General features: G+C 64.8%; 21 protein-coding genes. 7 read left to right on the top strand and 14 right to left on the bottom strand.

Annotated elements, in window-relative coordinates; all coding sequences use genetic code 11:
* Positions 1 to 25 precede the first annotated feature (25 nt).
* The 7 genes from LB545_RS21900 to phnG form a co-directional block, all read right to left on the bottom strand.
* Complete coding sequence (locus tag LB545_RS21900; RefSeq protein ID WP_140500366.1) at positions 26 to 643, bottom strand: DapH/DapD/GlmU-related protein; 618 nt, start codon at positions 641 to 643, stop codon at positions 26 to 28.
* Entirely contained in the window at positions 640 to 1347 is a 708-nt protein-coding gene (gene phnL / locus LB545_RS21895; protein WP_224705832.1) for a phosphonate C-P lyase system protein PhnL, read from the bottom strand. Before phnL ends, LB545_RS21900 begins: the two co-directional genes overlap by 4 nt.
* Positions 1348 to 1411: 64 nt before the next feature.
* Positions 1412 to 2188: a phosphonate C-P lyase system protein PhnK gene (gene phnK / locus LB545_RS21890; protein ID WP_056577906.1), complete on the bottom strand. Its 777-nt coding sequence runs from the start codon at positions 2186 to 2188 to the stop codon at positions 1412 to 1414.
* Positions 2185 to 3150: an alpha-D-ribose 1-methylphosphonate 5-phosphate C-P-lyase PhnJ gene (locus LB545_RS21885; protein ID WP_224705830.1), complete on the bottom strand. Its 966-nt coding sequence runs from the start codon at positions 3148 to 3150 to the stop codon at positions 2185 to 2187. The genes phnK and LB545_RS21885 overlap by 4 nt, the downstream gene beginning before the upstream one ends.
* Positions 3147 to 4259: a carbon-phosphorus lyase complex subunit PhnI gene (locus tag LB545_RS21880; RefSeq protein ID WP_140676615.1), complete on the bottom strand. Its 1113-nt coding sequence runs from the start codon at positions 4257 to 4259 to the stop codon at positions 3147 to 3149. The genes LB545_RS21885 and LB545_RS21880 overlap by 4 nt, the downstream gene beginning before the upstream one ends.
* A gap of 1 nt (position 4260) precedes the next feature.
* Positions 4261 to 4872: a phosphonate C-P lyase system protein PhnH gene (phnH, locus tag LB545_RS21875; RefSeq protein ID WP_140676612.1), complete on the bottom strand. Its 612-nt coding sequence runs from the start codon at positions 4870 to 4872 to the stop codon at positions 4261 to 4263.
* Positions 4872 to 5333 carry a phosphonate C-P lyase system protein PhnG gene (gene phnG / locus LB545_RS21870; RefSeq protein ID WP_140500313.1) on the bottom strand — a complete coding sequence of 154 codons (462 nt, stop codon included), beginning with the start codon at positions 5331 to 5333 and terminating at the stop codon, positions 4872 to 4874. The genes phnH and phnG overlap by 1 nt, the downstream gene beginning before the upstream one ends.
* A 131-nt stretch (positions 5334 to 5464) precedes the next feature.
* On the opposite strand from phnG, the gene phnF reads away from it, so the two are divergent.
* Positions 5465 to 6199 carry a phosphonate metabolism transcriptional regulator PhnF gene (phnF, locus tag LB545_RS21865; RefSeq protein WP_411971089.1) on the top strand — a complete coding sequence of 245 codons (735 nt, stop codon included), beginning with the start codon at positions 5465 to 5467 and terminating at the stop codon, positions 6197 to 6199.
* Positions 6200 to 6318: 119 nt separating this feature from the next.
* Here phnF and LB545_RS21860 read toward each other — a convergent pair whose 3' ends face one another.
* The 6 genes from LB545_RS21860 to LB545_RS21835 form a co-directional block, all read right to left on the bottom strand.
* Entirely contained in the window at positions 6319 to 7338 is a 1020-nt protein-coding gene (locus LB545_RS21860) for a zinc-binding alcohol dehydrogenase family protein (RefSeq protein ID WP_140676609.1), read from the bottom strand.
* A 61-nt stretch (positions 7339 to 7399) separates the two neighbouring features.
* Positions 7400 to 8368, bottom strand: coding sequence for an ABC transporter permease (locus LB545_RS21855; protein ID WP_140500307.1), 969 nt, complete (start codon positions 8366 to 8368; stop codon positions 7400 to 7402).
* Complete coding sequence (locus LB545_RS21850; RefSeq protein WP_140500305.1) at positions 8365 to 9918, bottom strand: sugar ABC transporter ATP-binding protein; 1554 nt, start codon at positions 9916 to 9918, stop codon at positions 8365 to 8367. The genes LB545_RS21855 and LB545_RS21850 overlap by 4 nt, the downstream gene beginning before the upstream one ends.
* Positions 9919 to 9980: 62 nt before the next feature.
* Positions 9981 to 10976 (bottom strand): ABC transporter substrate-binding protein, encoded by a 996-nt coding sequence (locus LB545_RS21845; protein WP_140500303.1) that lies wholly within the window; start codon positions 10974 to 10976, stop codon positions 9981 to 9983.
* Positions 10977 to 11310: 334 nt separating this feature from the next.
* Positions 11311 to 12309 (bottom strand): aldo/keto reductase, encoded by a 999-nt coding sequence (locus LB545_RS21840; RefSeq protein WP_140522562.1) that lies wholly within the window; start codon positions 12307 to 12309, stop codon positions 11311 to 11313.
* 110 nt (positions 12310 to 12419) lie between these two features.
* Positions 12420 to 13925 (bottom strand): UxaA family hydrolase, encoded by a 1506-nt coding sequence (locus tag LB545_RS21835; protein ID WP_140500299.1) that lies wholly within the window; start codon positions 13923 to 13925, stop codon positions 12420 to 12422.
* Between the two features lie 252 nt (positions 13926 to 14177).
* Here LB545_RS21835 and LB545_RS21830 point away from each other — a divergent pair, with 252 nt between their 5' ends.
* The 6 genes from LB545_RS21830 (at position 14178) to gndA (ending at position 20025) form a co-directional block, all read left to right on the top strand.
* Positions 14178 to 15080 carry a GntR family transcriptional regulator gene (locus LB545_RS21830; protein ID WP_140513783.1) on the top strand — a complete coding sequence of 301 codons (903 nt, stop codon included), beginning with the start codon at positions 14178 to 14180 and terminating at the stop codon, positions 15078 to 15080.
* 138 nt (positions 15081 to 15218) lie between these two features.
* The gene (locus LB545_RS21825) at positions 15219 to 15575 is read left to right on the top strand and encodes a DUF2946 family protein (RefSeq protein ID WP_140549462.1); all 357 of its coding nucleotides are present in this window, start codon (positions 15219 to 15221) and stop codon (positions 15573 to 15575) included.
* Between the two features lie 102 nt (positions 15576 to 15677).
* Complete coding sequence (locus tag LB545_RS21820; protein ID WP_140522558.1) at positions 15678 to 16220, top strand: copper chaperone PCu(A)C; 543 nt, start codon at positions 15678 to 15680, stop codon at positions 16218 to 16220.
* Positions 16221 to 16254: 34 nt separating this feature from the next.
* The gene (locus tag LB545_RS21815) at positions 16255 to 16773 is read left to right on the top strand and encodes a YcnI family protein (protein ID WP_224705828.1); all 519 of its coding nucleotides are present in this window, start codon (positions 16255 to 16257) and stop codon (positions 16771 to 16773) included.
* 53 nt (positions 16774 to 16826) lie between these two features.
* On the top strand, positions 16827 to 18461 hold the full coding sequence (locus LB545_RS21810) for a copper resistance CopC/CopD family protein (RefSeq protein ID WP_224705826.1): 1635 nt from the start codon (positions 16827 to 16829) through the stop codon (positions 18459 to 18461).
* Positions 18462 to 18576: 115 nt separating this feature from the next.
* The gene (gndA, locus tag LB545_RS21805) at positions 18577 to 20025 is read left to right on the top strand and encodes an NADP-dependent phosphogluconate dehydrogenase (protein WP_281405859.1); all 1449 of its coding nucleotides are present in this window, start codon (positions 18577 to 18579) and stop codon (positions 20023 to 20025) included.
* 102 nt (positions 20026 to 20127) lie between these two features.
* Here the strand turns inward: gndA and LB545_RS21800 are convergent, their stop codons facing one another.
* Positions 20128 to 21171 carry a LacI family transcriptional regulator gene (locus tag LB545_RS21800; RefSeq protein ID WP_224705825.1) on the bottom strand — a complete coding sequence of 348 codons (1044 nt, stop codon included), beginning with the start codon at positions 21169 to 21171 and terminating at the stop codon, positions 20128 to 20130.
* Positions 21172 to 21527: the final 356 nt, after the last annotated feature.

Genomic DNA, 21527 nt, shown 5'->3' with positions numbered 1-21527 from the left:
AGCAGCCCTATTCCATTCACCACCGTCATCCACCGTATTTTTCCAGGAAAGCTTCGGCCTCGAGCTGACGGAAATCGTCGAGTGCGGCGCGCAGCCTCGCATGGTCCCAATCCCACCAGGCAAGCGCCTGGTAGCGCTCGGCGGTGCGGCGGTCGAAGCGCTCGCGGATCGGCTTTGCCGGCACGCCGGCGACGATGGTGTAGGGAGCGACATCCTTCGATACCACCGCTCCGGCGCCGACGGCGGCGCCATCGCCGACGGTGATGCCGGGCAGGACTGTCGAGCCATGGCCAAGCCATGTGTCGTGGCCGATTGTGACGCGCCTGGCGCGGCGCTCAGCGAAAAATTCGCTCTCGTGTTCGGCATCGTCCCAATAGTCCGATGCGCGGTAGGTGAAGTGGTGCAGCGTCGGTCGCCAGGTCGGGTGGTTGGTGGCGTTGATGCGCACGCTTGCCGCGATGTTGGAGAATTTGCCGATCGTCGCACACCAGACGGCGCAGTCCTGCATCATGTAGGAATAGTCGCCGAGTTCGCTTTCCGAAACCCGACAGCGGTCGGCGATTTCGGTCCAGCGGCCGAGCGTCGAATTCTCCACGTCCGCCGTCGGGTGGACCAGCGGCGTCTCCGACAATTTCCTGCTCATGCGGCGAGCTTTCCCGGGGCGAAGGCGGTGACGTCGATGATGCGGTCGGCAACCGCTTCGCGCACATCATGGTCGTGGAAGATGCCGAGCAGGGCGACGCCTGCCGTTTTCTTGGCGGCGATGAGTCCGATCACCACATCGCGGTTCCTTGCGTCGAGCGAAGCGGTCGGCTCGTCGAGCAGCAGGATCGGGTGCTCGGTGATGAAGCCACGCGCGATGTTGACGCGCTGCTGCTCGCCGCCGGAGAAGGTCGCCGGCGGCAATGCCCAGAGTTTTTCCGGCAGGTTAAGCTGCGCCAGCAGGGCGCGCGCCTTGCTTCTTGCTGCTTCGCGATCCTCACCGCGCTCTACGAGCGGCTCGGCGACGACGTCGAGCGCCGATACGCGGGGCACGGTGCGCAGGAACTGGCTGACATAGCCGATGGTCTGGCGGCGCACGGCAAGCACGGTGCGCGGGCTGGCGCTGGCAAGGTCGATCAGCCCGTCTTCGTGCGTGACGATGATCTGGCCTTCGTCGACGGCGTAATTGCCGTAGAGCATCTTCAGGATCGAGCTCTTGCCGGCCCCGGACGGGCCGCCGAGCACGGTGCATTCACCGGCGCGGATCGAGAAGGAGACACCGGCGACGACAGGCAGTTTGATGCCGTCGCGCAGATGCATGGTGAAGCTCTTGGCGACGTCGGAAACAACGAGAGGCGTCGGCATCAGAAGGTACTCCAATCGTTATTCGTTTGCGGGCAGGACAGAGGGGGGTGACTTGGCGCCATCGTCAAACCTGCAGAATCGAGGAAACAAGTAATTGCGTGTACGGCGCGCGCGGGTCGTCGAGCACGCGGTCGGTGAGGCCGCTTTCGACGACGCGGCCGTCCTTCATCACCATCATGCGCTGCGACAAAAGCCGCGCCACCGCGAGGTCATGGGTGACGACGATGGCGGCGAGGCCGAGATCGGTGACGAGGCCGCGCAAGAGGTCGAGCAGGCGCGCCTGCACCGAGACGTCGAGGCCGCCTGTCGGTTCATCCATGAACACCAGCCGCGGGCCGGTGACGAGGTTGCGGGCGATCTGCAGGCGCTGGCGCATGCCGCCGGAAAAGGCGCGCGGCTCGTCGTCGATGCGGTCTTCCTCGATCTCGACGCGCGACAGCCAGTCGACGGCGGTGGCGCGGATCTTGCCGTAGTGGCGGTCGCCCACCGCCATCAAGCGTTCGCCGACATTGGCGCCGGCCGACACCGTCATGCGCAGGCCGTCGGCCGGATTCTGGTGGACAAAGCCCCAGTCGGTGCGCATCAGGAAGCGGCGCTCGGCCTCGCTCATGCGGTAGAGTTCGCGGAACTGGCCGTCGCGCATGCGGTAGCTGGCGGTGCCGGATGAGGGCAGCAGCCGCGTCGACAGGCAGTTGAGCAATGTCGTCTTGCCGGAGCCGGATTCGCCCACGACAGCCAGGACTTCGCCCGGCCACAGATCGAAGGTGACGTTGTCGCAGCCGACGCGCGAGCCGTAGAATTTCGAGAGCGCCGAAACGCGCAGCAAGGGTTCGTCGGTCATTGTATCTCCTTACCCTCCCCCTTGTGGGGAGGGTCGGCGCGCAGCGCCGGGGTGGGGGCTGCCGATGGGTCGCTACCCCCACCTTCGGCGCGACCTCCCCACAAGGGGGAGGTAGGGGTGCTGCGCCGCTTCTCGCAGTGGTCGGTGTCGGAGCAGACGAACATGTGGCCGCCGTGGTCGTCGAGGATGACCTCGTCGAGATAAACGTTCTCGGCGCCGCACAACGCGCAGGGCTGGTCGAAGGTCTGCACCTCGAACGGATGATCCTCGAAGTCGAGGCTGACCACATCAGTGAAGGGCGGCAGCGCATAGATGCGCTTCTCGCGGCCGGCGCCGAACAGCTGCAAAGCCGGCGAGCGGTGCATCTTGGGATTGTCGAATTTCGGCGTCGGCGACGGGTCCATCACATAGCGGCCCTCGACCTTCACCGGATAGGCGTAGGTGGTGGCGATGCGGCCGTGCTTGGCGATGTCCTCGTAGAGCTTCACATGCATGAGGCCGTATTCCTCCAGCGCATGCATCTTGCGCGTTTCGGTCTCGCGCGGCTCGAGAAAGCGCAGGGGCTCGGGGATCGGCACCTGGTAGACCAGCACCTGGCCCGCGGCGAGCGGATGTTCGGGAATGCGATGGCGGGTCTGGATGATGCTGGCGCTGGCCGTGTCGGTCGTCACCGCGACATTGGCGACCTTCTTGAAGAAGGCGCGGATCGAGACCGCATTGGTGGTGTCGTCGGCGCCCTGGTCGATGACCTTCAGCACATCGTCGGGGCCGATGATCGAAGCGGTAACCTGGACGCCGCCGGTGCCCCAGCCATAGGGCATCGGCATTTCGCGCGAGGCGAACGGCACCTGATAGCCGGGAATGGCGATGCCCTTGAGGATCGCGCGACGGATCATCCGCTTGGTCTGTTCGTCGAGATAAGCGAAGTTATAGGCGGCGATGTCGGTCGGTTGCGCGCTCATTCCGCGGCCTCTTTCTTCTCTTCAATCTTGCTGGGATTTTCGCGGGCGTCGTACTCGGCGCGCATGCGGCGCACGAGGTCGAGTTCGGCCTGGAAGTCGACATAATGCGGCAGCTTCAGATGTTCGACGAAGCCGGTCGCCTGGACGTTGTCGGAGTGCGAGATGACGAATTCCTCGTCCTGGGCGGCGGCGACAATGTCCTCGCCGAGTTCGCTTGCACGAAGAGCGCGGTCGCAGAGTGCCATGGCCATCGCCTTGCGCTCGCTCTGGCCGAAGACCAGGCCATAGCCGCGGGTGAATTGCGGTGGTGCCTTTGCCGAGCCCTTGAACTGATTGACCATCTGGCATTCGGTAACGCGCACCGTGCCGAGCGGCACGGCGAAAGGCAGTTCGGGCACGTCGAGCTCCAGCTCGACCTCGCCGATGCGGATCTCGCCGACGAAGGGATGGTTGCGGGCATAGCCGCGCTGCGTGGAATAGCCGAGCGCCAGCAGGAACCCCTCGTCGCCGCGCGACAGCGCCTGCAGGCGGATGTCGCGAGCCATCGGGAACTCCAGCGGCTCGCGGGTGATGTCGCCGGGGACATGGTCCTGAGGCATGTCTCCGTCCGGCTCGATCAGCCCTTCGCGGGCAAGGATCGCCGAGACGCGCGGCATTGCCTGCGCTTCCGTCTCGCGCCGCAAGGGCGCGGCGACATCGGCGCCGGCGGCAAGCTCGGGATCGAGCAGCCGGTGCGTGTAGTCGAAGGTGGGCCCAAGCAACTGGCCGCCGGGCAGGTCCTTGTAGGTCGCCGAAACGCGGCGTTCGACCAGCATGGTGGCGGTGTCGATGGCATTTGTATAGCCAAAGCGCGGCAGCGTGGTGCGGTAGGCCCGCACCAGGAAGATCGCCTCGATCATGTCGCCGCGCGCCTGCACGATGGCGAGTGCGGCGAGTTCGCGATCGTAAAGCGAGCCTTCGCTCATCACCCGGTCGACGCCGAGCGCCAGCTGTTCGACGATCTGGTCGAGGCGCAGTGCCGGTACCGAGCGGTCACCGCGCCGACGGTCGGCGAGCAGGCTGTGGGCGTTGGCGATTGCAGCTTCGCCGCCTTTTACCGCGACATACATGCTAGGCCTCCGTCGTCTTGATGCGTGTCGTACGCGGCAGGCAGGCGAGGCTGTCATGTGCCGCCAGGATGATGTCGACGCCGCGCGGAAAGCGGTTGATGTTCTGCTTCCACTGCTCGATGAAATGACGCGGCATGAGGGCCGGCGCGATCGTCGCCGTCTTCTCGATGCCAGGACCTTCGAGCAGCAGCGGCGTGCCTGACGTGAGATCGCCGACCTGCAGGATCAATGTGGTCGAGCGGTCGGGATAGTCCTGCGTGCCTTGCGAGAAACCGTCGAGCGCCATCATCTCGGCCGGCGAGGCCACAAAGGCGAAATGCGCGTCGGCCGGGGTGTTGGCCAGCGGCGCGCCGCTGTGAAAGCCGAGCCAGGACATGACCGCTGCCGAGGCATGCAGGGCCGGGTCGAGCCAGAGCGGCGTGTCATTGTCGCACAATGCCAGCGCAACCGCGCCCGATGTCGCCGAAAGCGGCGCCGGCGGGCGGGCCAGGGCCGGCAAGGGTTGCACGCTGCCCGGCCGCGCCATTGCGTCCATGACGGCGCGAAACACCGTCTGGGCGTTGAACACCGGATCGGCGAACCCGCCCTCGATCGATTGCGCTGCGATATCCATCAATCTTCTCCGCGAACCATGGTGAAGAAATCCACCTTCGTTGCCGCCGTTTCGGCGCGGCGCCTTTCTCGTGCCGTGGTCAAGGCAGCCCGCAGCGGCGCGAGAAGGCCCGTTTCGACCGCCTCTCGGTGGGCGGGGTCCTGCCACAGCGCGTCGGCGATGGCCGCCAGCTTCGCCTTCTGCTTGTCGCGGCCGAGCGCATAGCAATGGCCGACCTGTCCGGACGGCAGGCGCACTGTGGCGCGGGTCACGGTGGCCTCGCCGACATTGAACGGCGCGCCGCCGCCGCCGATGCGGCCGCGCATGGTGACCAGGCCGGTCTCGGGACCGCGCAGCAGTTCGGCCTCGGCAGGCAGGCCGGATTCGTTCCAGAGGCGAACGATGTCGTCGCCGCTGGACTGCGCCAGGGTTGCCATGGCCGCCTTGCGTTCGGCCTGGTCGCGCGCTTCCTGTCCTCGCATGAGCAACATCCTTGCTTCTAATTTGTCTATTGATATAGACAACCATACGAATTATACCCATTACCTAACGCGAGTCCATGACGGGTGCGTGACAGGGGCCGGCCAGGGGCGAAACCGTGAACGGAAAACACGTGGCTGACGGTATCGAGCGGCGCAGCGGCGTCTCGTTGTGGCGCCAGATCGCCGACCGAATCCTGCAATCGATCGCTGCCGGCGATTTCGCGGAGAATGCCGCGCTGCCGCCGGAGGTGGCGCTGGCCGAGCGCTATGGCGTCAACCGTCACACGGTGCGCAGCGCCATCGCGGCGCTCGTGCAAGACGGGGTACTGCGGGCCGAGCAGGGGCGCGGCACTTTCGTGCTGTCGCGCAAGCGGCTGTCCTATCCGATCGGCGCGCGCACGCGATTTTCAACCGGCTTGCAGGGCCAGGCGTCGGAGCGGCATATCGTGCTCCTGTCCTCATCGGTCGAGCCGGCCAGCCGGCGCGTCGCCGAAGCCCTGGGCCTTGCCAGGGGATCGGATGTGATTCGCCTGGAGACGCGCGGCGAGGCCGATGGGAAGCCGGTGTCGCGCGCTTCCGGCTGGTTCGACGCCAGGCGCTTCGCCGGCATCGATGTGGCCATGGCCGAGACCGGGTCGATCACCGCATCGCTCAAGCGTTTCGGCATAGACGATTATCTCAGGCAATCGACGGTGCTGTCGGCGCGTCACGCCGATGCTTCCGACCTCGCCGACCTCGATCTGCAGCCGGGCGGCATCGTGCTGGTCACGGTGGCCGTCAACATGACGCCGGACGGCCGGCCGATCCAATTCGCCGAGGCGCGCTTCCCGGCGGAGCGGGTGGAGCTGAAACTGTCGGCGCTGTAGGGCGTGTCGGCCTTATACTAACGCTGGTACCAGACCAGCTCGGTTGTCAGCGGCTTGGCGTTTGGGGGTCGACCTGCGCGGGGCGTCGTCAACTCAGGCCGGGTTCACCGCCTGCCATCTTATGCCCCCACCTCGATCACGGCCTTGATCAGGCCGGATTTCTCATGCGCCCAGCGGGCGAGGTCACGTGGCGTGTCGGCAAGCGTGGTGCGGTGGGTGACGAGCTTGGCCAGCGGCACCGCGCCATCGCGGATCGAAGCGGCGACGTGGTCGAAATCGGCCCTCAAGGCATTGCGGCTGCCGACAAGCGTCATCTCGCGCTTGTGGAACTCGGGGTCGGAAAAGGCGATGTCGTCCTTCACGACGCTGACCAGCACCAATGTCCCGCCATGCGCGACATGAGCGAAGGCCGACTGCACCGAGCCGGTGTTCCCGGTGGCGTCGAAGACCACGTCGAAGCCTTCGCCTGATGTCGCTTCGCTGACCAGATCGGATGCCGCGCCGCGCGACCCGTCGAGGGTCTTGAAGCCGAGTTCATTGGCGGCGAAGCCGAGCCTTTCGCTGCTCATGTCGAGCAGCGTCACGTCGAGCCCGGCGATGCGGGCGAAGATGGCGGTGCCGAGCCCGATCGGTCCGGCGCCGATGACGAGCGTCCGTGCGCCGGGATCGGCACGCGAGCGCCGCACCGCATGGGCGCCGATGGCCAGGAATTCGACGGCCGCGGCATCGGCCAACGACAGGCCGTTGGCTGGATAGAGGTTTTGTTCCGGGACAAGGATCTGTTCGCACATGGCGCCGTCGCGATGCACGCCGAGCACTTCGATCCGGACACAGCAATTGGGTTTACCGTGCCGGCAGGCGATGCATTTGCCGCACGCCAGATAGGGATTGATGATGACCGGCTCGCCCGTGGCAAGACCAACGCCTTCGCCCGCCTCGACGATGGTCCCCGACACTTCATGGCCCATGATGCGGGGGTAGGCGAGGAAGGGATGCTTGCCCTCGAAGATGTGGTAGTCGGTGCCGCAGATGCCGACATGGCTGACCGCCACCAGCGCCCAGCCGGGAGGCGGCGAGCCAGCCGCGGGACGGTCTTCCACGACAAGGTCGCCGGGCGAACGGCAGACAACGGCTTTCATGCTTCAATCCAGTCGGTTCATGGAATCGTCGGCCGATTTTCGACCCGGCCGGCGATCGATTTTACTTGCCACCTCGGCGGCGCAGGCCGTCGAAGTAGACGATGACGATGATCAACATGCCGGTGATGACGCGCTGCCAGAACGTGTTGACGTTGAGCAGGTTGGCGCCGTTGTTGATGGTGGAGAGGATGAACGAGCCGATCAGCGGCCCGTGCACCGAACCGATGGCGCCGAACAACGACGTGCCGCCGATCACCGACGAGGCGATGGCTTGCAGCTCGTAGGTGTCGCCCTGCGTCGGATTGCCGATGCCGATGCGGGACGCGAGCAGCACGCCGACGAAGGCCGCGCACAGGCCGGACAGCACATAGGCCATGTAGATCGTGCGCGGCACGTTGACGCCGGAGAGGCGCGCGGCTTCCGCGTTCGAGCCGACGGAGAAGAGATAGCGTCCCCATCGCGTGTGGTGCAGGAAGACGTAGGAGGGCAGGGCAACCACGATTACCATCCAGAACAGATAGGGGATCCCCAGCAGCGAGCCGCGCGAAAACGCCTGGAACGCGTCGCTGTTGATCGATATCGAATTGCCATTGGTCATCAGGAGACCGATGCCGCGCAGCGAGGTCATGGTCGCCAGCGTGATGATGAAGGGCGGCAGGCCCATCCTGACGATGCCGAAACCGTGGAACAGGCCGATGGCGACCCCCACCAGCAGCGTCGCCAGAACCGCGATCCAGACCGGCCAGCCGGCATTGATCAGCAGCGCGACGATGACGGTGGCGAAGCCGACGATGGCGCCGACGGAAAGGTCGATGCCGCCGGTGATGATGACGAAGGTCTGGCCGACGGCCAGGATGGCGATCAGGGAACCCTGGCGCAGCAGGTTGGTGATGTTGAGCGCCGAGGCGAAGGACGGCGTCGCGACCGCCAGGATGACCCACATCAGAAGCAGCAGGCCAAGCAGCGTCAGCCCGAACAGGGCATTGTAGTTGCGCTTCGGCTTTTCGGCAGGGATCGCCTCGGTGCTCATGTCTGTCCTCCCGTCTTTTCTTGTTTCTCGGCCAGGGCCTGGCTCAGAATGTCCTCGTGATCGGCGGTGCGGAAACCATGCGTGGCCACCAGCTTGCCGCGCCTGAACACATGCAGCGTGTCAGCCAGTTCGTAGACCTCAGGCAGATAGGACGAGATCAGGATGATGCCCGCGCCCTTGGACAACAGCACACTGAACAGCCGGTAGATCTCGGCCTTGGTGCCTACATCGACGCCGACCGTCGGCTCGTCGAAGATGAACAGTTTGGCGCCGTGCGCCAGCCACTTGCCGATGACGATCTTCTGCTGGTTGCCGCCCGACAGGCTGGAGGCCAGCGCGCCGCGCGTCGGCGTCTTGATCCTGAGGTCGGCGATCTGCCGGTCCGCCTCGGCCTTCTCCTGCGCAGACGAGATCAGCAGATTTTTCGATATGCGCTTGTAGATCGGCAGGTTGAGATTCAATGCAACCGGCAGGTTGAGGCACAGGCCCTGGTCGCGGCGGCTTTCCGGTGCCAGCGCCATGCCGAGCTTGATGGCGTCGTGCTCGGAGTTGACCTGCACCTCCTTGCCTTCCCACAACACCTGGCCGGCCGATTTGCGGTGGCGGCCGTAGAGGGTGGTGACGAATTCGCTGCGGCCGGCTCCGATCAGGCCGTAGAGCCCGACGATCTCGCCCGCGCGCACCGACAGAGAGACATTCTCGAAACCCTTGCCGGACAGGTTCCGCGCCTCGGCGATGACGGCGCCCGGCGTGAAATGCTCCTTGTGATAGATCTGCTCGATCGAGCGGTTGATCATCAGCTTGACCAGCTCCGGCTCATTGGTCTCGGCGATGTTGCGGGTGCCGACCAGCGTGCCGTCACGCAGCACCGAGACGCGGTCGGCGAGCTCGAACACCTCCTCCATGCGATGGCTGATGTAGATGATGGTGACGCCTTCACCCTTCAGGCGGCGGATCAGCGTGAACAGCTGGTCGGCCTCCTTGCGGGTGAGGTACGCGGTGGGCTCGTCGAAAATCAGGAATTTGGTGCCGCGCACGGTGGCGCGGGCGGCGGCGATCAGCTGCTGCTGGCCGATGGTGAGATCGCCGAGCACGACATGCGCCGGCAGGTCGAAGCCGAGACCGTCGATGATCTTCTGCGCTTCCCTGACCATGGCTCGCTGCTGGAGGATGCCGAAGCGCGAGTTCTCCTCGCCGAGGAACATGTTGGCGGCGACGGTCAGGTGACGGCAGAGCACGACTTCCTGGTGCACGGCGTTGATGCCGAGCGCCATGGCTTCGTGCGGCGTCGCCAGGGCAGCCGGCTTGCCTTCCCACACAACCTCTCCGGAGGTGCGCGGGATGACGCCGGTCAGGAGCTTGATCAGGGTCGATTTGCCGGCACCGTTCTCGCCGACGATGGCGTGGATCTCTCCCGCCTTGAAGGCCAGGGTCACAGGCTTCAGCGCATGCGTGCCGGGATAGCGCTTTTCCAGACCCTGCAGCTCGAGGATCGTCCTGCCGGGCTCCAGCACGGGGGCCGGATGCAGTTCCTGCGCGGTCGACGTCATGGCAATCCTCCCTGTTGTTTCCGGGGCGCAGAGGCCCCGGAAACGGTTGCGCGTGCCGATACTCAGTTGAGCTTCGGGTTGAGCAGCGCGTCGATCTTGGGATCCTTCATGTTGGCCTTGGTGACCAGGTTGGCGCCGGTGTCGACATTGGTCTCGACCTTTTCACCCTTGGAGGCGGCAAGTGCGGTCTTGATGCCGTCATAGCCCATCCGGTAGGGATCCTGGACGACGAGGGCGGAAATGACGCCATCGTTGAGGAACTTGATCAGCTTCTCGTCGCTGTCGAAGCCAACCAGCGCCAGCTTGCCGCCGAGGCTGTTTTCGGCGACAGCCTGCCCAACGCCCTGCGCCATGATCAGGTTGGAAGCGAAAATTCCCTTGAGGTTCGGATTGGCCGTGATCAGGTCGGTGGCGATGTTGAGGCCGGTGGTGGCCTGGCCGTCGGCATATTTGTCGGCGACCAGCTTCAGGCCCGGATATTTCGCCTTGAGCTGCTCGATGAAGCCCTGCTTGCGCTGTTCGAGCGAGCCGGCGCCAGGCGTGTTGGTGATCAGGGCAACGTCGCCCTCGATCTTGCCGCCATTGGCTTCGCCGATGGCCGCTGCGAGGCCGTCAGCGGCAACGCGGCCGCCCTGGACGTTGTCGGTGGTCAGGAAGGAGGTGAAGGCCTTGGAGTCGGCGCCGGAATCGATGCCGATAACCTTGACCTTGGCTGCGGCTTCGTCGATCGGCTTGCCGAGCGCCTTGAACTCGGTCGGCGAGATGACGATCGCCGCCGGATTGCTGGCAACGGCGTTTTCGAGGATCGAGATCTGGCCGTTGACGTCAGTTTCTGCCTGGGCGCCGAGCTCCGGCACGTTGACGCCGAGATCCTTGCCGGCCTTGCGGGCCCCGGCCAGGACGATCTGCCAGTAGAAGGACGTGGTGTCCTTGACGATGATCGGAATGGTCACGTCCGCCGCCGAAACCGGCGCCGGGTGCATGACGCCGGCAAGCATCGACGCGGCCGCCAGCGCCATGACTGCGCGGCGATTGAGAATGCTGGTCACGAATTTCATGGAATTCCTCCCTAGGTCGCCCGGTGAACGATATGGAAGCTCGGTTCGGATAGGCGTAGCCAAACAGAACTTTATCAATAAAAAACAGTTGCAATATTTTGATAGTGCATCAATCCGGTCGATGCAAGCGGTGTTTATGCCATCCTCGGGGCATGGCGGTCATGACCGCACTGGCGCCTTGCTCTCCCCACGCTGCCCGACGCTTCCGTTTCGCGTGACTAATTTATGGAATATTAATTCCATAAATTAGTCAATATAGAATGCCCGTTCCTTCTCCGGTTCGCGGGATCGTGAAGCCCCGCGATCGCACCTTCACCCGGGCGGGCCGGCGGCTTCATGCCAATTCCTGCACCACGGTGTAGGGGCGATACCTGGCGTAGTCCGCCTGAGGCACGTCGACATCGAGCAGTTCGAGGTTGCGGGTCAGGTTCGCCAGCTTGGCGGTGCCGGTCAGCACGGTGGCGACCGAGGATTCCTGGAGAGGGAACTGGAACGCGGCGGCGGCGAGCGGGTAACCACCTTCGGCCGCGATCCGCTCCATCGCGCCGACGCGGTCGAGCACGTCACCGCTGGCGGGCTTGTAGTCGAAATGGGCGCCCTGCACCGGTCCGGTCGCCAATATGCCGGAGTTGAACACACCGCCGATGACCAGCGAAGTCTGTCGGGCGCGGCAGAGCGGCAAAAGTTCGGCCTCGGCGCTGCGATCGAGCAAGGAATAGCGGCTGGCGAGCAGGATACAATCGAGCGGCGCGCGACGCATCACGTCGAGACATATCCGGACTTCGTTGACGCCGAGCCCGTAGGCGGAAATGACGCCGGAGTTTTTCAGTTCTTCGAGCGCCTTGAGCCCACCGTCCATCAACTGGCGAAAGTGCATTTTGGTCTTCTCGACGCCATGCGTGTACACGCCGATGTCGTGCACAAACAGGATGTCTATCCTGTTTAGACCAAGCCGCGCATAGCTGAAGTCGACCGAGCGCATGATGCCGTCATAGGAATAGTCGTAGTCGAGCGCGAAGGGCAGCGGATCGACATAGGAGTGATCGGGAACCTGATCCTCCGGAACGGGCCGGAACAGGCGCCCGACCTTGGTCGACAGCACATAGGAATCGCGCGGCTTATAGCGCAGGAAGTCGCCGAAACGCCGCTCCGACAGGCCGAAACCATAGAAGGGCGCGGTGTCGAAATAGCGCAGGCCCGCCTCCCACGCGCCTTGCAACGTTTCCATCGCCGCCTCGCGCGAACAGGCGCGGTAGAGCCCGCCGATCGCGGCACCGCCGAAGCTTACTTCGGTGACCTCGAGCGCCGTCTGGCCGATGCGGCGTTTTTCCATGCACAACCTCCGTTGCCCGCCATTATCCGGCGCGGCAGATTCCAAGACCTCAAGCCGCAGCATTCCAGGAAAGCTCGTGGCCACTTTCCGGACTGCGCGACTTCAAAGAGCTAGAGCGTCGCGCCGAGATGCCAGGGCACGAACTCGTTGTCGCCGTAGCCGAAATCCTCGCTCTTGGTCTTGCGGCCGGAGGCCGTCTCGACGATCAGTTCGAAGATCTCGCGGCCCATGCCGGCGATGGTCTTCTCGCCGGAGGCGATGACGCCGCAATTGACGTCCATGTCCTCTTCCATCTGATGATACATGGTCGAGTTGGTGGCGACCTTGATCGACGGCGTCGGCCGGCAGCCGAAGCAGGAGCCGCGGCCGGTGGTGAAGACGATGATGTTGGCGCCGCCCGCCACCTGGCCGGTGGCGGACACCGGGTCGTAGCCGGGCGTGTCCATGAACACCAGCCCGCTGCCGGTGACCTTTTCGGCATAGCCGAAGACGCCGTTGAGCGGCGTCTGGCCGCCCTTGGCGACCGCGCCCAGCGATTTCTCCAGGATGGTGGTGAGGCCGCCGCGCTTGTTGCCGGGCGAGGGGTTGTTGTCGATCGAGGCGCCGTGCTTGGCGACGTGGTCCTCCCACCACTTGACGTAGCCGTCGAGCTTCTTGGCGATCTCGGGCGTCGCGGCGCGATAGGCGAGCAGATGTTCGGCGCCGTAGATTTCCGTCGTCTCGGAGAGAATACCGATGCCGCCGACGCCGGCCAGGATGTCTACGGCAGCGCCCAGCGCCGGATTGGCTGTGATGCCTGACATGCCATCGGAGCCGCCGCATTGCAGGCCGACGACGATCTCGCTGACCGGGATGGGTTCGCGCTTGAGCTGGCCGACTTCCTCGGCGATCTCGGCCAGCACGCCCATCGCCTTTTCGACCGATTTGCGCGACCCGCCGGCATCCTGGATGTTGAAATGGCGTTTACCGGCGGCCGCACCCTTCTGGCCGTACAGCGTGAGCTGGTTGACCTCGCAGCCGAGCCCGACCATCAGCACACCGCCGAAATTGGGATGGCGGGCATAGCCGGCCAATGTGCGGTGCAGCACCATCATCCCGTCGCCGGTGGCGCTCATGCCGCAGCCCTGGCCGTGGACGATCGGGACGAAGCCGTCGATGCCGGGATATTTTGGCAGCAGCGTGCGGTTGGCTGCGTCGGCGATGGCGTGGCAGACGGTGGCCGAACAGTTGACGCTGGCGATGATGCCGATGAAGTTGCGCGTGCCGGCGCGGCCGTCGGCGCGGCGATAACCCATGAAGGTGCGGGCGCGGTCGGCCTCGGTCGCATGCTCGGCCTCGCTTGGCGGCACCACCGGCAGGCGGCCGGCCTCGAACACCAGATTGTGCGAATGGACATGCTCGCCGGGCGCGATGTCCTGCGTGGCGCGGCCGATCGCCTGGGCATATTTGACCACGGCGGACCCGGCGGGAATCGGCTTGATCGCCACCTTGTGGCCGGGCTCGATGACGGCGGCGGCAAGCGCGCCGCCGGGCAGCGCGGTGCCGGTCTCGATGCGGCCGTTGGCGACCGCGACATTGTCGGCTGGGGACAGAAGAATTGAGTTGGAGGCGTTCACGGGCGTTTCCTGGGGTGATCCTGGGAGGCGCGGATTGACACGCGCTTGTTAAGAGTTAATGTCTTTTATCGTGAAAAAACAGTTTTGCGTCAATTGTTTTTTCCGGCAGTTCCTGTGCGGCTGGATGAGTAGCGGCGCTGCAACCGGTAAGCGAGCCCCTCGGCAAAGCGATTCCGCTTTCGAAGGCGATAGGAACATCATATTGCGCTTCAAGCCGGCCGCCGCAAGCGCCGGCCAGCGATGGGTCAGGGCATGTCGAAGAGCAACAACGTTTACAAGGATGCCTATAACAGGTGCCTCAGGCTGCTCGACGAGACGCGCAGCCTGCCTTCGGAACCGGAACTGGGTACGCTGCTCGGCGTCAGCCGCACCACGGTGCGCAGCATCCTTGGGCGCATGGAAGAAACCGGACTGATCGCCTGGAACAAGCGCGCCAAGACGGTGCTGCGTGAAACGCGCCCCGATGATTTCTTTCCCGAGGAAGAGACCGACACGCTGGCCGAGATCATCGAGCGGTCGTTCATGCGCAGGCTGCTCGCCGGCGGCGCCGAGGCCGGCATGCAGATCAACGAGCTCGAACTGGCGCGCGAGATCGGCGTCGGCACCACCAGCGTGCGCGAGTTCCTGATCCGCTTCTCCCGCTTCGGCCTGATCGAGAAGCGCCGTAACAGCCATTGGGTGCTGAAGGGTTTCACCCGCGCCTTCGCGCTGGAGTTGACGGAAATCCGCGAGATGTTCGAGCTGCGCTCGGCATCGGCGTTCACCGCACTGCCGCAGGACAGCGCGGTGTGGGTCGATCTCGACAATCTCGAAGAGGAACACCGCGGCCTCGCCCGTGACATCGCCACGCGCTTCAACGAGTTCTCGGAGCTCGACGAGCGCTTCCATCGGCTGATCCACCGCGCCTCGCACAACCGCTTCATCGTCGATTTCTATGATGTCATCGCCATGATCTTCCATTACCACTACCAGTGGAACAAGGCGCAGGAGCGCGAGCGCAACGAAATCGCGATCGGCGAGCATCTGGCCTATATCGCGGCGCTCAAATCACGCGACCTGGGCAAGGTCGATGCCGCCTGCCGCAAGCATTTGAAGTCGGCGCGCCAGACGCTGCTGACCTCGATCCCCGAGAGCCGGCATCCACAGAGGCCCTGATCGCGCCGCGTTGCCGCAGCACCGATTTGCCGATTTTCCGTCTCTTGCTGCCGTGGTAGACATCTTCCGGTGATCGCTTGAAGATGCAGATGGTTTGAACAGGCAAGTCATTTGACCAAAAAGGGGAGACGGTGGAGCATTCCGGTCGCGCTTGTCGCGGCCTACCTGCTGCTGCTTCAGTCGACGCTGAGCGCATTCGCCTTCGCCACCGGACCGGCCGCCTCGCAAATCGACGCCTTCGGCAACGTCATCTGCACCCACGAGGGCACTGCCCAGCTTCCCGATGGCGGCCCGCATCCGTCGCATCTGCCGGCATGCTGCATGCTGGGCTGCAGCATGGTTTCAGCGGCCTTTGCGCCGCCACCCGATGCCGGGCTTGCGCTGGCCTCGCTTTCGTTCGAAGCCGTCGTTTTCATCTTTCCGGCGGCCACGCATCTCGATTTCGCGCGCCAGCGGTCGCCGTCGAACCCGCGCGCGCCGCCGCTGTCGGCCTGAGCCTGCTCTACGCCCGGCGGAACCTTCCGCCGGTGCTTTCATCCAAAGAACGGATCTTTCGCGACCGGCCATCGGCGCGATCCCCTATTCATGGAGCAAACCATGTCCCAAGCTTTTCATATCGCGGCGCCTCCTTCGGGCGGCCGCACCAAGTTCCTGCGCCGTTTCAATGAACGTGTCGGCCTTGCCGTGCTGGCGTTTGTCCTCTTGTTCTTCGGTGCCCAGGCCGTCTGCGCGCATGAATTCAAGGCCGGCGATCTCGAAATCGAGCATCCCTGGTCGCGCGCGACACCTACAGGCGCCAAGGTGGCCGGCGGCTATTTCACCATCACCAACAAGGGCAATGCACCCGACCGGCTGCTGTCGATTTCCTCCGACGTCTCCGAAAAAGCAGAGCTGCATGAAATGGGCGTCAAGGACGGCGTCATGACCATGCGGCCGGTGACGGGAGGCCTGGAAATCCCGGCCGGCGGCAAGGTGGCGCTGGCGCCCGGCGGCTATCACCTGATGTTCATCGGCCTGAAGCGGCAACCCAAGCAGGGCGAAGAATTCGCAGCCACGCTGACCTTCGAAAAGGCTGGCGCCGTCAACGTCGAGTTCGCTGTCGAAGGCATGGGCGGTGGCATGGACGACCACGCCAATTGACCGCGCCATCCATATTGAATTCAGAGGGACCATCATGAACAAGTATCTTTTGTCGGCCGGCGCGCTTCTGGCGCTGGGAACCAGTGCCGCCTTCGCGCATATCACGCTCGAAACACAGGAAGCGGCGGTCGGTTCGACCTACAAGGCCATCCTGCGGGTGCCGCATGGCTGTGACGGCAAGGCGACGACCGCCGTGCGCGTGCAGATCCCGGAAGGGGTGATCGCGGTGAAGCCGATGCCGAAGCCCGGCTGGACGCTGCAGACCAAGAAGGGCAAGTACGAGAAATCCTACCAGCTCTACGGCCAGGCGGTGGCCGACGGCGTCAAGGAGGTCGATTGGAGCGGCGGCAATCTGCCGGACGAATTCTACGACGAGTTCGTCTTCCGTGCGATGCTGACGGCAGACCTCCCGGCGGGTCAGAAACTCTATTTCCCGGTGGTGCAGGAGTGCGGTGGCGCCGCCGACCGCTGGATCGAAATCCCGGCGGCCGGGCAGGACGAAGACGCCCTGGAGAACCCCGCGCCCGGCATCGAGCTCACGCCGAAAAAGTAAGCTCTCGCGATGCGCTCCATTGTCAGGAGCGCGCCGCATTTCATGGCAATGACATGACGGTGATATTCCCTTCCAGGACGGTTCGCGCGACCGGCAAGCTCATCGGCCGAGCTGCCATAGGGCTGCTGACCTTGGCCATGCTGATTGCCGTGGCCACGACAAATCAGGCCTTTGCGCACGCCGCGCTGATCAAGACCGATCCGGCCGACGGCGCCGTGCTGTCGCAGGCCCCGGCGCAATTCGCGCTGACTTTCAGCGAACCGGTCTCGCCACTGGTGCTGACGCTGGTGAAGCCCGACGGCACGCCCGTTCCGCTGACGTCCTTCCGCCTCAGCGACCAGACCGTCGTGATCGACGATCCGCAGGCACTTGGATCGGGCACGCATGTGCTGAGCTGGCGAGTCATTTCCGCCGACGGTCATCCGGTCGGCGGCTCTCTGCTGTTTTCCATCGGCGCGGCGAGCGAGCCGCCGGCTGTTTCCGAAGCCGTCGACTGGCAATTGCGCTCGGCGATCTGGATCGGCAAGGTCTGCCTCTATATCGGCCTGTTCCTCGGCGTCGGCGGCGCCTTCGCTCTTGCCTGGCTGGCGCGGGGTGGCCGCGCCGGACAGCGCTTCGTTGCCGCCGCAATCCTGTGCGGGCTGGTCGCGGCACCCATGTCGCTTGGCTTTCAAGGGCTGGATGCGCTCGGCGCGCCGCTCTCGCATATGGCGCAGCCGGCCATCTGGACCGCCGGTCTCGGCACCAGCTTCGGCTGGACGGTGTTGATCGCGTTGATCGCGCTGGGGCTCGGCCTTTTGTCGCTGGCCGGACCGCGCGCGGCCGCCAGGCCCCTCGCGCTCGCCGGCCTGGCCGGAACGGGCCTCGCGCTCGCGGCCAGCGGCCACGCAAGTGCCGCCGAGCCACAATGGCTGACGCGGCCGATGGTGTTCCTGCACGGCGCCGGCATTGCCTTCTGGGCCGGTGCGCTGGCGCCGCTCGGACTCGCGCTGAAACGGCAGGATGCCGAAGCCGTCACGTTCCTTCGCCGGTTCTCCGCCACTATCATGCCGGTGGTGGCCTTGCTTGCCGCCGCCGGCGTGGTGCTGGCCGTCATCCAGGTGCAAACACCCGCAGCGCTGGTCAACACCGCCTATGGCCGGCTGCTGCTGGTCAAGCTCGCGCTGCTGGTCTTCCTGTTCACGCTCGCCGCCGTCAACCGCTGGAGATTGACGGCAATGGCCGAGGCCGGGGCGACGGAAGTGCGGCGCAGGCTCACCCGTTCGATCGGCGTCGAAATACTGATCGTACTCGCCATCTTCGGTGTTGCCGCCGGCTGGCGCTTCACGCCGCCGCCACGGGCGCTGGCGATTGCCGCGGCGCAGCCGGTGTCGGTTCATATCCACGCGTTGAAGGCGATGGCGGACCTCAGCATCACGCCCGGCCATGTCGGGCCGGTCGCCGCCTCGATGATCATCATGACCGGCGATTTCGGGCCGCTCGACGCCAAGGAGGTGACGCTGGTGCTGTCGAAGCCGGACTCCGGCATCGAGCCGCTGAAGCGGGCCGCGACAAAGCCCGGCGACGGCAGCTGGCGTGTCGACGATCTCGTCATCCCGGTCCCTGGCCGGTGGACGGCGCGCATCGACATACTGGTCTCCGACTTCGAGATGGTGAAGATCGAGGCGCCGGTAGACATCAGGCCGTGATGGCTCTCCAACACAATTCGGCGAGGCGGTTGACGCGAGCCTGAAGGCCCGTCAATCATCCCTGGCAGGATGCATCTTGGCGAAACCCCGGCAATCGCGGGCTCGAACAAACAAGATCCGAAAGCAGGGAAGAAACATGGAAAAAGCCGAAATCGGCCTGATCGGCCTTGGCACGATGGGCTCCAACCTGGCGCTCAACATCGCCGAGCACGGGCACCGCATCGCCGTTTTCAATCGCACCAAGGCGCGTACGGATGCCTTTGTCGAGAATGCCGGCGCGCTCAGGGATATGGTTGTCCCCTGCTACAGCCTGGAAGAACTCGCCGCCGCGATCCGGCCGCCGCGTCCGATCATCATCATGGTGCTGGCCGGCAAGCCGGTCGATGAACAGATCGCCGCATTGCGCGGCGTGCTGTCCCATAACGACATCGTCATCGATGCCGGCAACGCCAATTTCCGCGACACGATGCGGCGCTTTTCCGAGCTGGCGGGCTCCGGCCTCACCTTCATCGGCATGGGCGTGTCCGGCGGCGAGGAGGGTGCGCGCCACGGGCCGTCGATCATGGTCGGCGGCACCGAGGAGTCCTGGAAGCGCGTCGAGAAGGTGCTGACGGCAATCTCCGCCAAGTTCAAGGACGAGCCATGCGCGGCCTGGCTCGGCACCGACGGCGCCGGCCATTTCGTCAAGACCATCCACAACGGCATCGAATATGCCGACATGCAGATGATCGGCGAGATCTACGGGATCCTGCGCGATGGCCTGGGCATGGCGCCGAAGGAGATCGGCGCCGTATTCGCCGGCTGGAACAAGGGCCGGCTCAACTCCTACCTGATCGAGATCACCGCCAAGGTGCTGGCGTCAGATGATCCCAAGACCGGCAAGCCGGTGGTCGACATCATCCTCGACCGCGCCGGCCAGAAGGGTACCGGCAAATGGTCCGTTATCGAGGCACAGCAACTCGGCATTCCGGCGACCGCCATCGAGGCGGCGGTGGCGGCACGCGTCCTGTCATCGATCAAGGACGAGCGGCTTGCGGCGGAAAAAGCCTATGGCAACATCGGCGTCACCAGGATTTCGGGCGACAAGGCAGACCTGCTCAAGGATCTGGAACTGGCGCTGTTCGCCGGCAAGATATCAGCCTACGCGCAAGGCTTCGCCGTGATGAGCGGCGCTTCGAAGGCGTTCAACTGGAACCTGCCGATGCCGACCATCGCCAAGATCTGGCGTGCCGGCTGCATCATCCGATCGCAGATGCTCGACACCATGGCCGAAGCCTTCGGCCGCGGCGGCGCTTCGACCAATCTCCTGATGGCGCCGGCCTTCATCACCATGATGCAGGAGGCGCATCCGTCACTGCGGCGCGTCGTGGCCAGGGCTTCCGAAGCCGGATCGCCGGTGCCGGCGCTGTCTTCGGCCCTTGCCTATTTCGACAGCTATCGCCAGGGCCGCGGGACCTCGAACCTGATCCAGGCACAGCGTGATTTCTTCGGTGCGCATGGCTTCGAGCGTATCGATGACAAGGGCGCCTTCCATGGACCCTGGGGGAGCGGCGCCGCCGGCTAGCGGTTCAGCGTTTCGCGGAACGGCGTACCGCTCTATCTCTTTGTTTTTTGGGCAATGCCTTAGGAAAGCTACGCGGGAATTGCTCTGGCGGCGGGGCTTCAATCAGCCGCGATAGGCCACAACTTCGCCCGGCGCGCTGAGTGACTGCAGCGAGCCGGGCGCCGCGCCGCCGATCCAGCCGAGCACGGCGCGGGCGAGCTCGGAGCCGGCCAGCCGGAAGTTCTCGTTGACGATCAGCAGTTCCCGGCGGAACAGATGCAGCAGTTCCGACGACTGCTTCGACACCACGTCGATGTCGCGGCCGAGTTTCAACCCGGCGTCCTCGATGCCGGCAACAATGGCAAGCGTGGCGGCCGCGGCGCTGCTGACGATGCCGTCCGGCCTGATGTCGCGCCGCATCAGCTGCGCGGTCCTCATCCTGATCTGCTCGATCGAGTGGTCGATCGAAACGGTGTTGAACGGCACCTCCGAGGCGCCGACTTCGCTCAGCGCGTCGGCAAAGCCGTTCACGGTGTGGCCGTGATAGGTCAGGCCGACCGGCGGCGTCACCAGAGCCAGCCGACGCCGGCCCAAGCCGGCCAGATGGCGCACCGCCTCGGCCGCGAAGGCGTAATTGTCGAAATCATGATAGGGGTGCACGAGCCCCATATCGGTGCGGCCGTGCGTTGCAAAGGGTATGCCGCGCTCCAGCATGTAGCGGGCCCTTGGATCGTTGGGCTGGGTGCGCGAAATGATGACGCCATCGGCGGAGCCGGTCTCCACCAGATAACGCACCGGATCCAGCGGATCCTGCGAGCGCGAGTAGGGCGTGACGATCAGATGGTAGGGCGTATCGGCGATGACTTCGGTGACGCCGTAGATGATGTCTGAGACAAAGCTCATGATCTCGTGCTCGGTGTTGAGCACGAGGCTGATGACGTTGGTCTTGCCGGTTCGCAGGCGCACGCCGGCGCGGTTCGGCCGGTAACCGATCTGCTTGGCCACGAGCTGGACGCGGCGCTTGGTCTCGGCGCCGATCTCCGGCGCGTCCTTCAGCGCCCGCGACACGGTGGTGACGCCGAGCCCGGTCATGAAGGCAAGCGTCTTCAGCGTCGGCCGCTCCCTGGCCGACGTCTCGTCATCGCTGTCCGTGCGCAGTCTGTCCATTCGTCCCGCCCCGTCAGGCGCTTAGCAGCCGCCGGCCAGGCCGGCAATCGCCGCCGTCGCTCCCATGGCGCGTCTCCTTAGCTGAACAAGCCTATACTGAAACGTTACAGATTGTCACGACCGGTGTTCGACCAGGCTGTGGCCGAGGTCGAAAGTCCGCATGGGCTCGCCGCCGAAAAGCGTTGGGAATCAGCAGGAAAGGCATTGGGAGCAAGCTTCTTGCGAGCTTTCTGTCTTGCCATGTGGGATTTTGCGTATTGCGCTGCACAACGGGCTCCATCCCGAAAGGATTTTGTTCGCGCCTCGAAAAATATCGAACTGACTTTCAAGGGAAGGGTTGCGCATATCTTGCAATT

This window comes from Mesorhizobium sp. BR1-1-6, from assembly GCF_020165355.1.
In the GTDB taxonomy this organism is placed as follows: Bacteria; Pseudomonadota; Alphaproteobacteria; order Rhizobiales; family Rhizobiaceae; genus Mesorhizobium.
The sequence above is the reverse complement of the archived record's forward strand: the minus strand, read 5'-3'. Positions and strand labels throughout refer to the sequence as shown.

Bases quoted from the DNA above. Each gene is read 5' to 3' on its own strand.
- LB545_RS21840 (WP_140522562.1), bottom strand. From the start codon at position 12,309: ATGGAAAAACGCCGCATCGGCCAGACGGCGCTCGAGGTCACCGAAGTA.
- phnH (WP_140676612.1), bottom strand. From the start codon at position 4,872: ATGGATATCGCAGCGCAATCGATCGAGGGCGGGTTCGCCGATCCGGTG.
- phnG (WP_140500313.1), bottom strand. From the start codon at position 5,333: ATGCGAGGACAGGAAGCGCGCGACCAGGCCGAACGCAAGGCGGCCATG.
- LB545_RS21900 (WP_140500366.1), bottom strand. From the start codon at position 643: ATGAGCAGGAAATTGTCGGAGACGCCGCTGGTCCACCCGACGGCGGAC.
- LB545_RS21815 (WP_224705828.1), top strand. From the start codon at position 16,255: ATGAACAAGTATCTTTTGTCGGCCGGCGCGCTTCTGGCGCTGGGAACC.
- phnL (WP_224705832.1), bottom strand. From the start codon at position 1,347: ATGCCGACGCCTCTCGTTGTTTCCGACGTCGCCAAGAGCTTCACCATG.
- LB545_RS21860 (WP_140676609.1), bottom strand. From the start codon at position 7,338: ATGAAAGCCGTTGTCTGCCGTTCGCCCGGCGACCTTGTCGTGGAAGAC.
- LB545_RS21850 (WP_140500305.1), bottom strand. From the start codon at position 9,918: ATGACGTCGACCGCGCAGGAACTGCATCCGGCCCCCGTGCTGGAGCCC.
- LB545_RS21885 (WP_224705830.1), bottom strand. From the start codon at position 3,150: ATGAGCGCGCAACCGACCGACATCGCCGCCTATAACTTCGCTTATCTC.
- LB545_RS21855 (WP_140500307.1), bottom strand. From the start codon at position 8,368: ATGAGCACCGAGGCGATCCCTGCCGAAAAGCCGAAGCGCAACTACAAT.
- LB545_RS21830 (WP_140513783.1), top strand. From the start codon at position 14,178: ATGTCGAAGAGCAACAACGTTTACAAGGATGCCTATAACAGGTGCCTC.
- LB545_RS21880 (WP_140676615.1), bottom strand. From the start codon at position 4,259: ATGTATGTCGCGGTAAAAGGCGGCGAAGCTGCAATCGCCAACGCCCAC.
- LB545_RS21845 (WP_140500303.1), bottom strand. From the start codon at position 10,976: ATGAAATTCGTGACCAGCATTCTCAATCGCCGCGCAGTCATGGCGCTG.
- phnK (WP_056577906.1), bottom strand. From the start codon at position 2,188: ATGACCGACGAACCCTTGCTGCGCGTTTCGGCGCTCTCGAAATTCTAC.
- LB545_RS21800 (WP_224705825.1), bottom strand. From the start codon at position 21,171: ATGGACAGACTGCGCACGGACAGCGATGACGAGACGTCGGCCAGGGAG.
- LB545_RS21820 (WP_140522558.1), top strand. From the start codon at position 15,678: ATGTCCCAAGCTTTTCATATCGCGGCGCCTCCTTCGGGCGGCCGCACC.
- LB545_RS21810 (WP_224705826.1), top strand. From the start codon at position 16,827: ATGACGGTGATATTCCCTTCCAGGACGGTTCGCGCGACCGGCAAGCTC.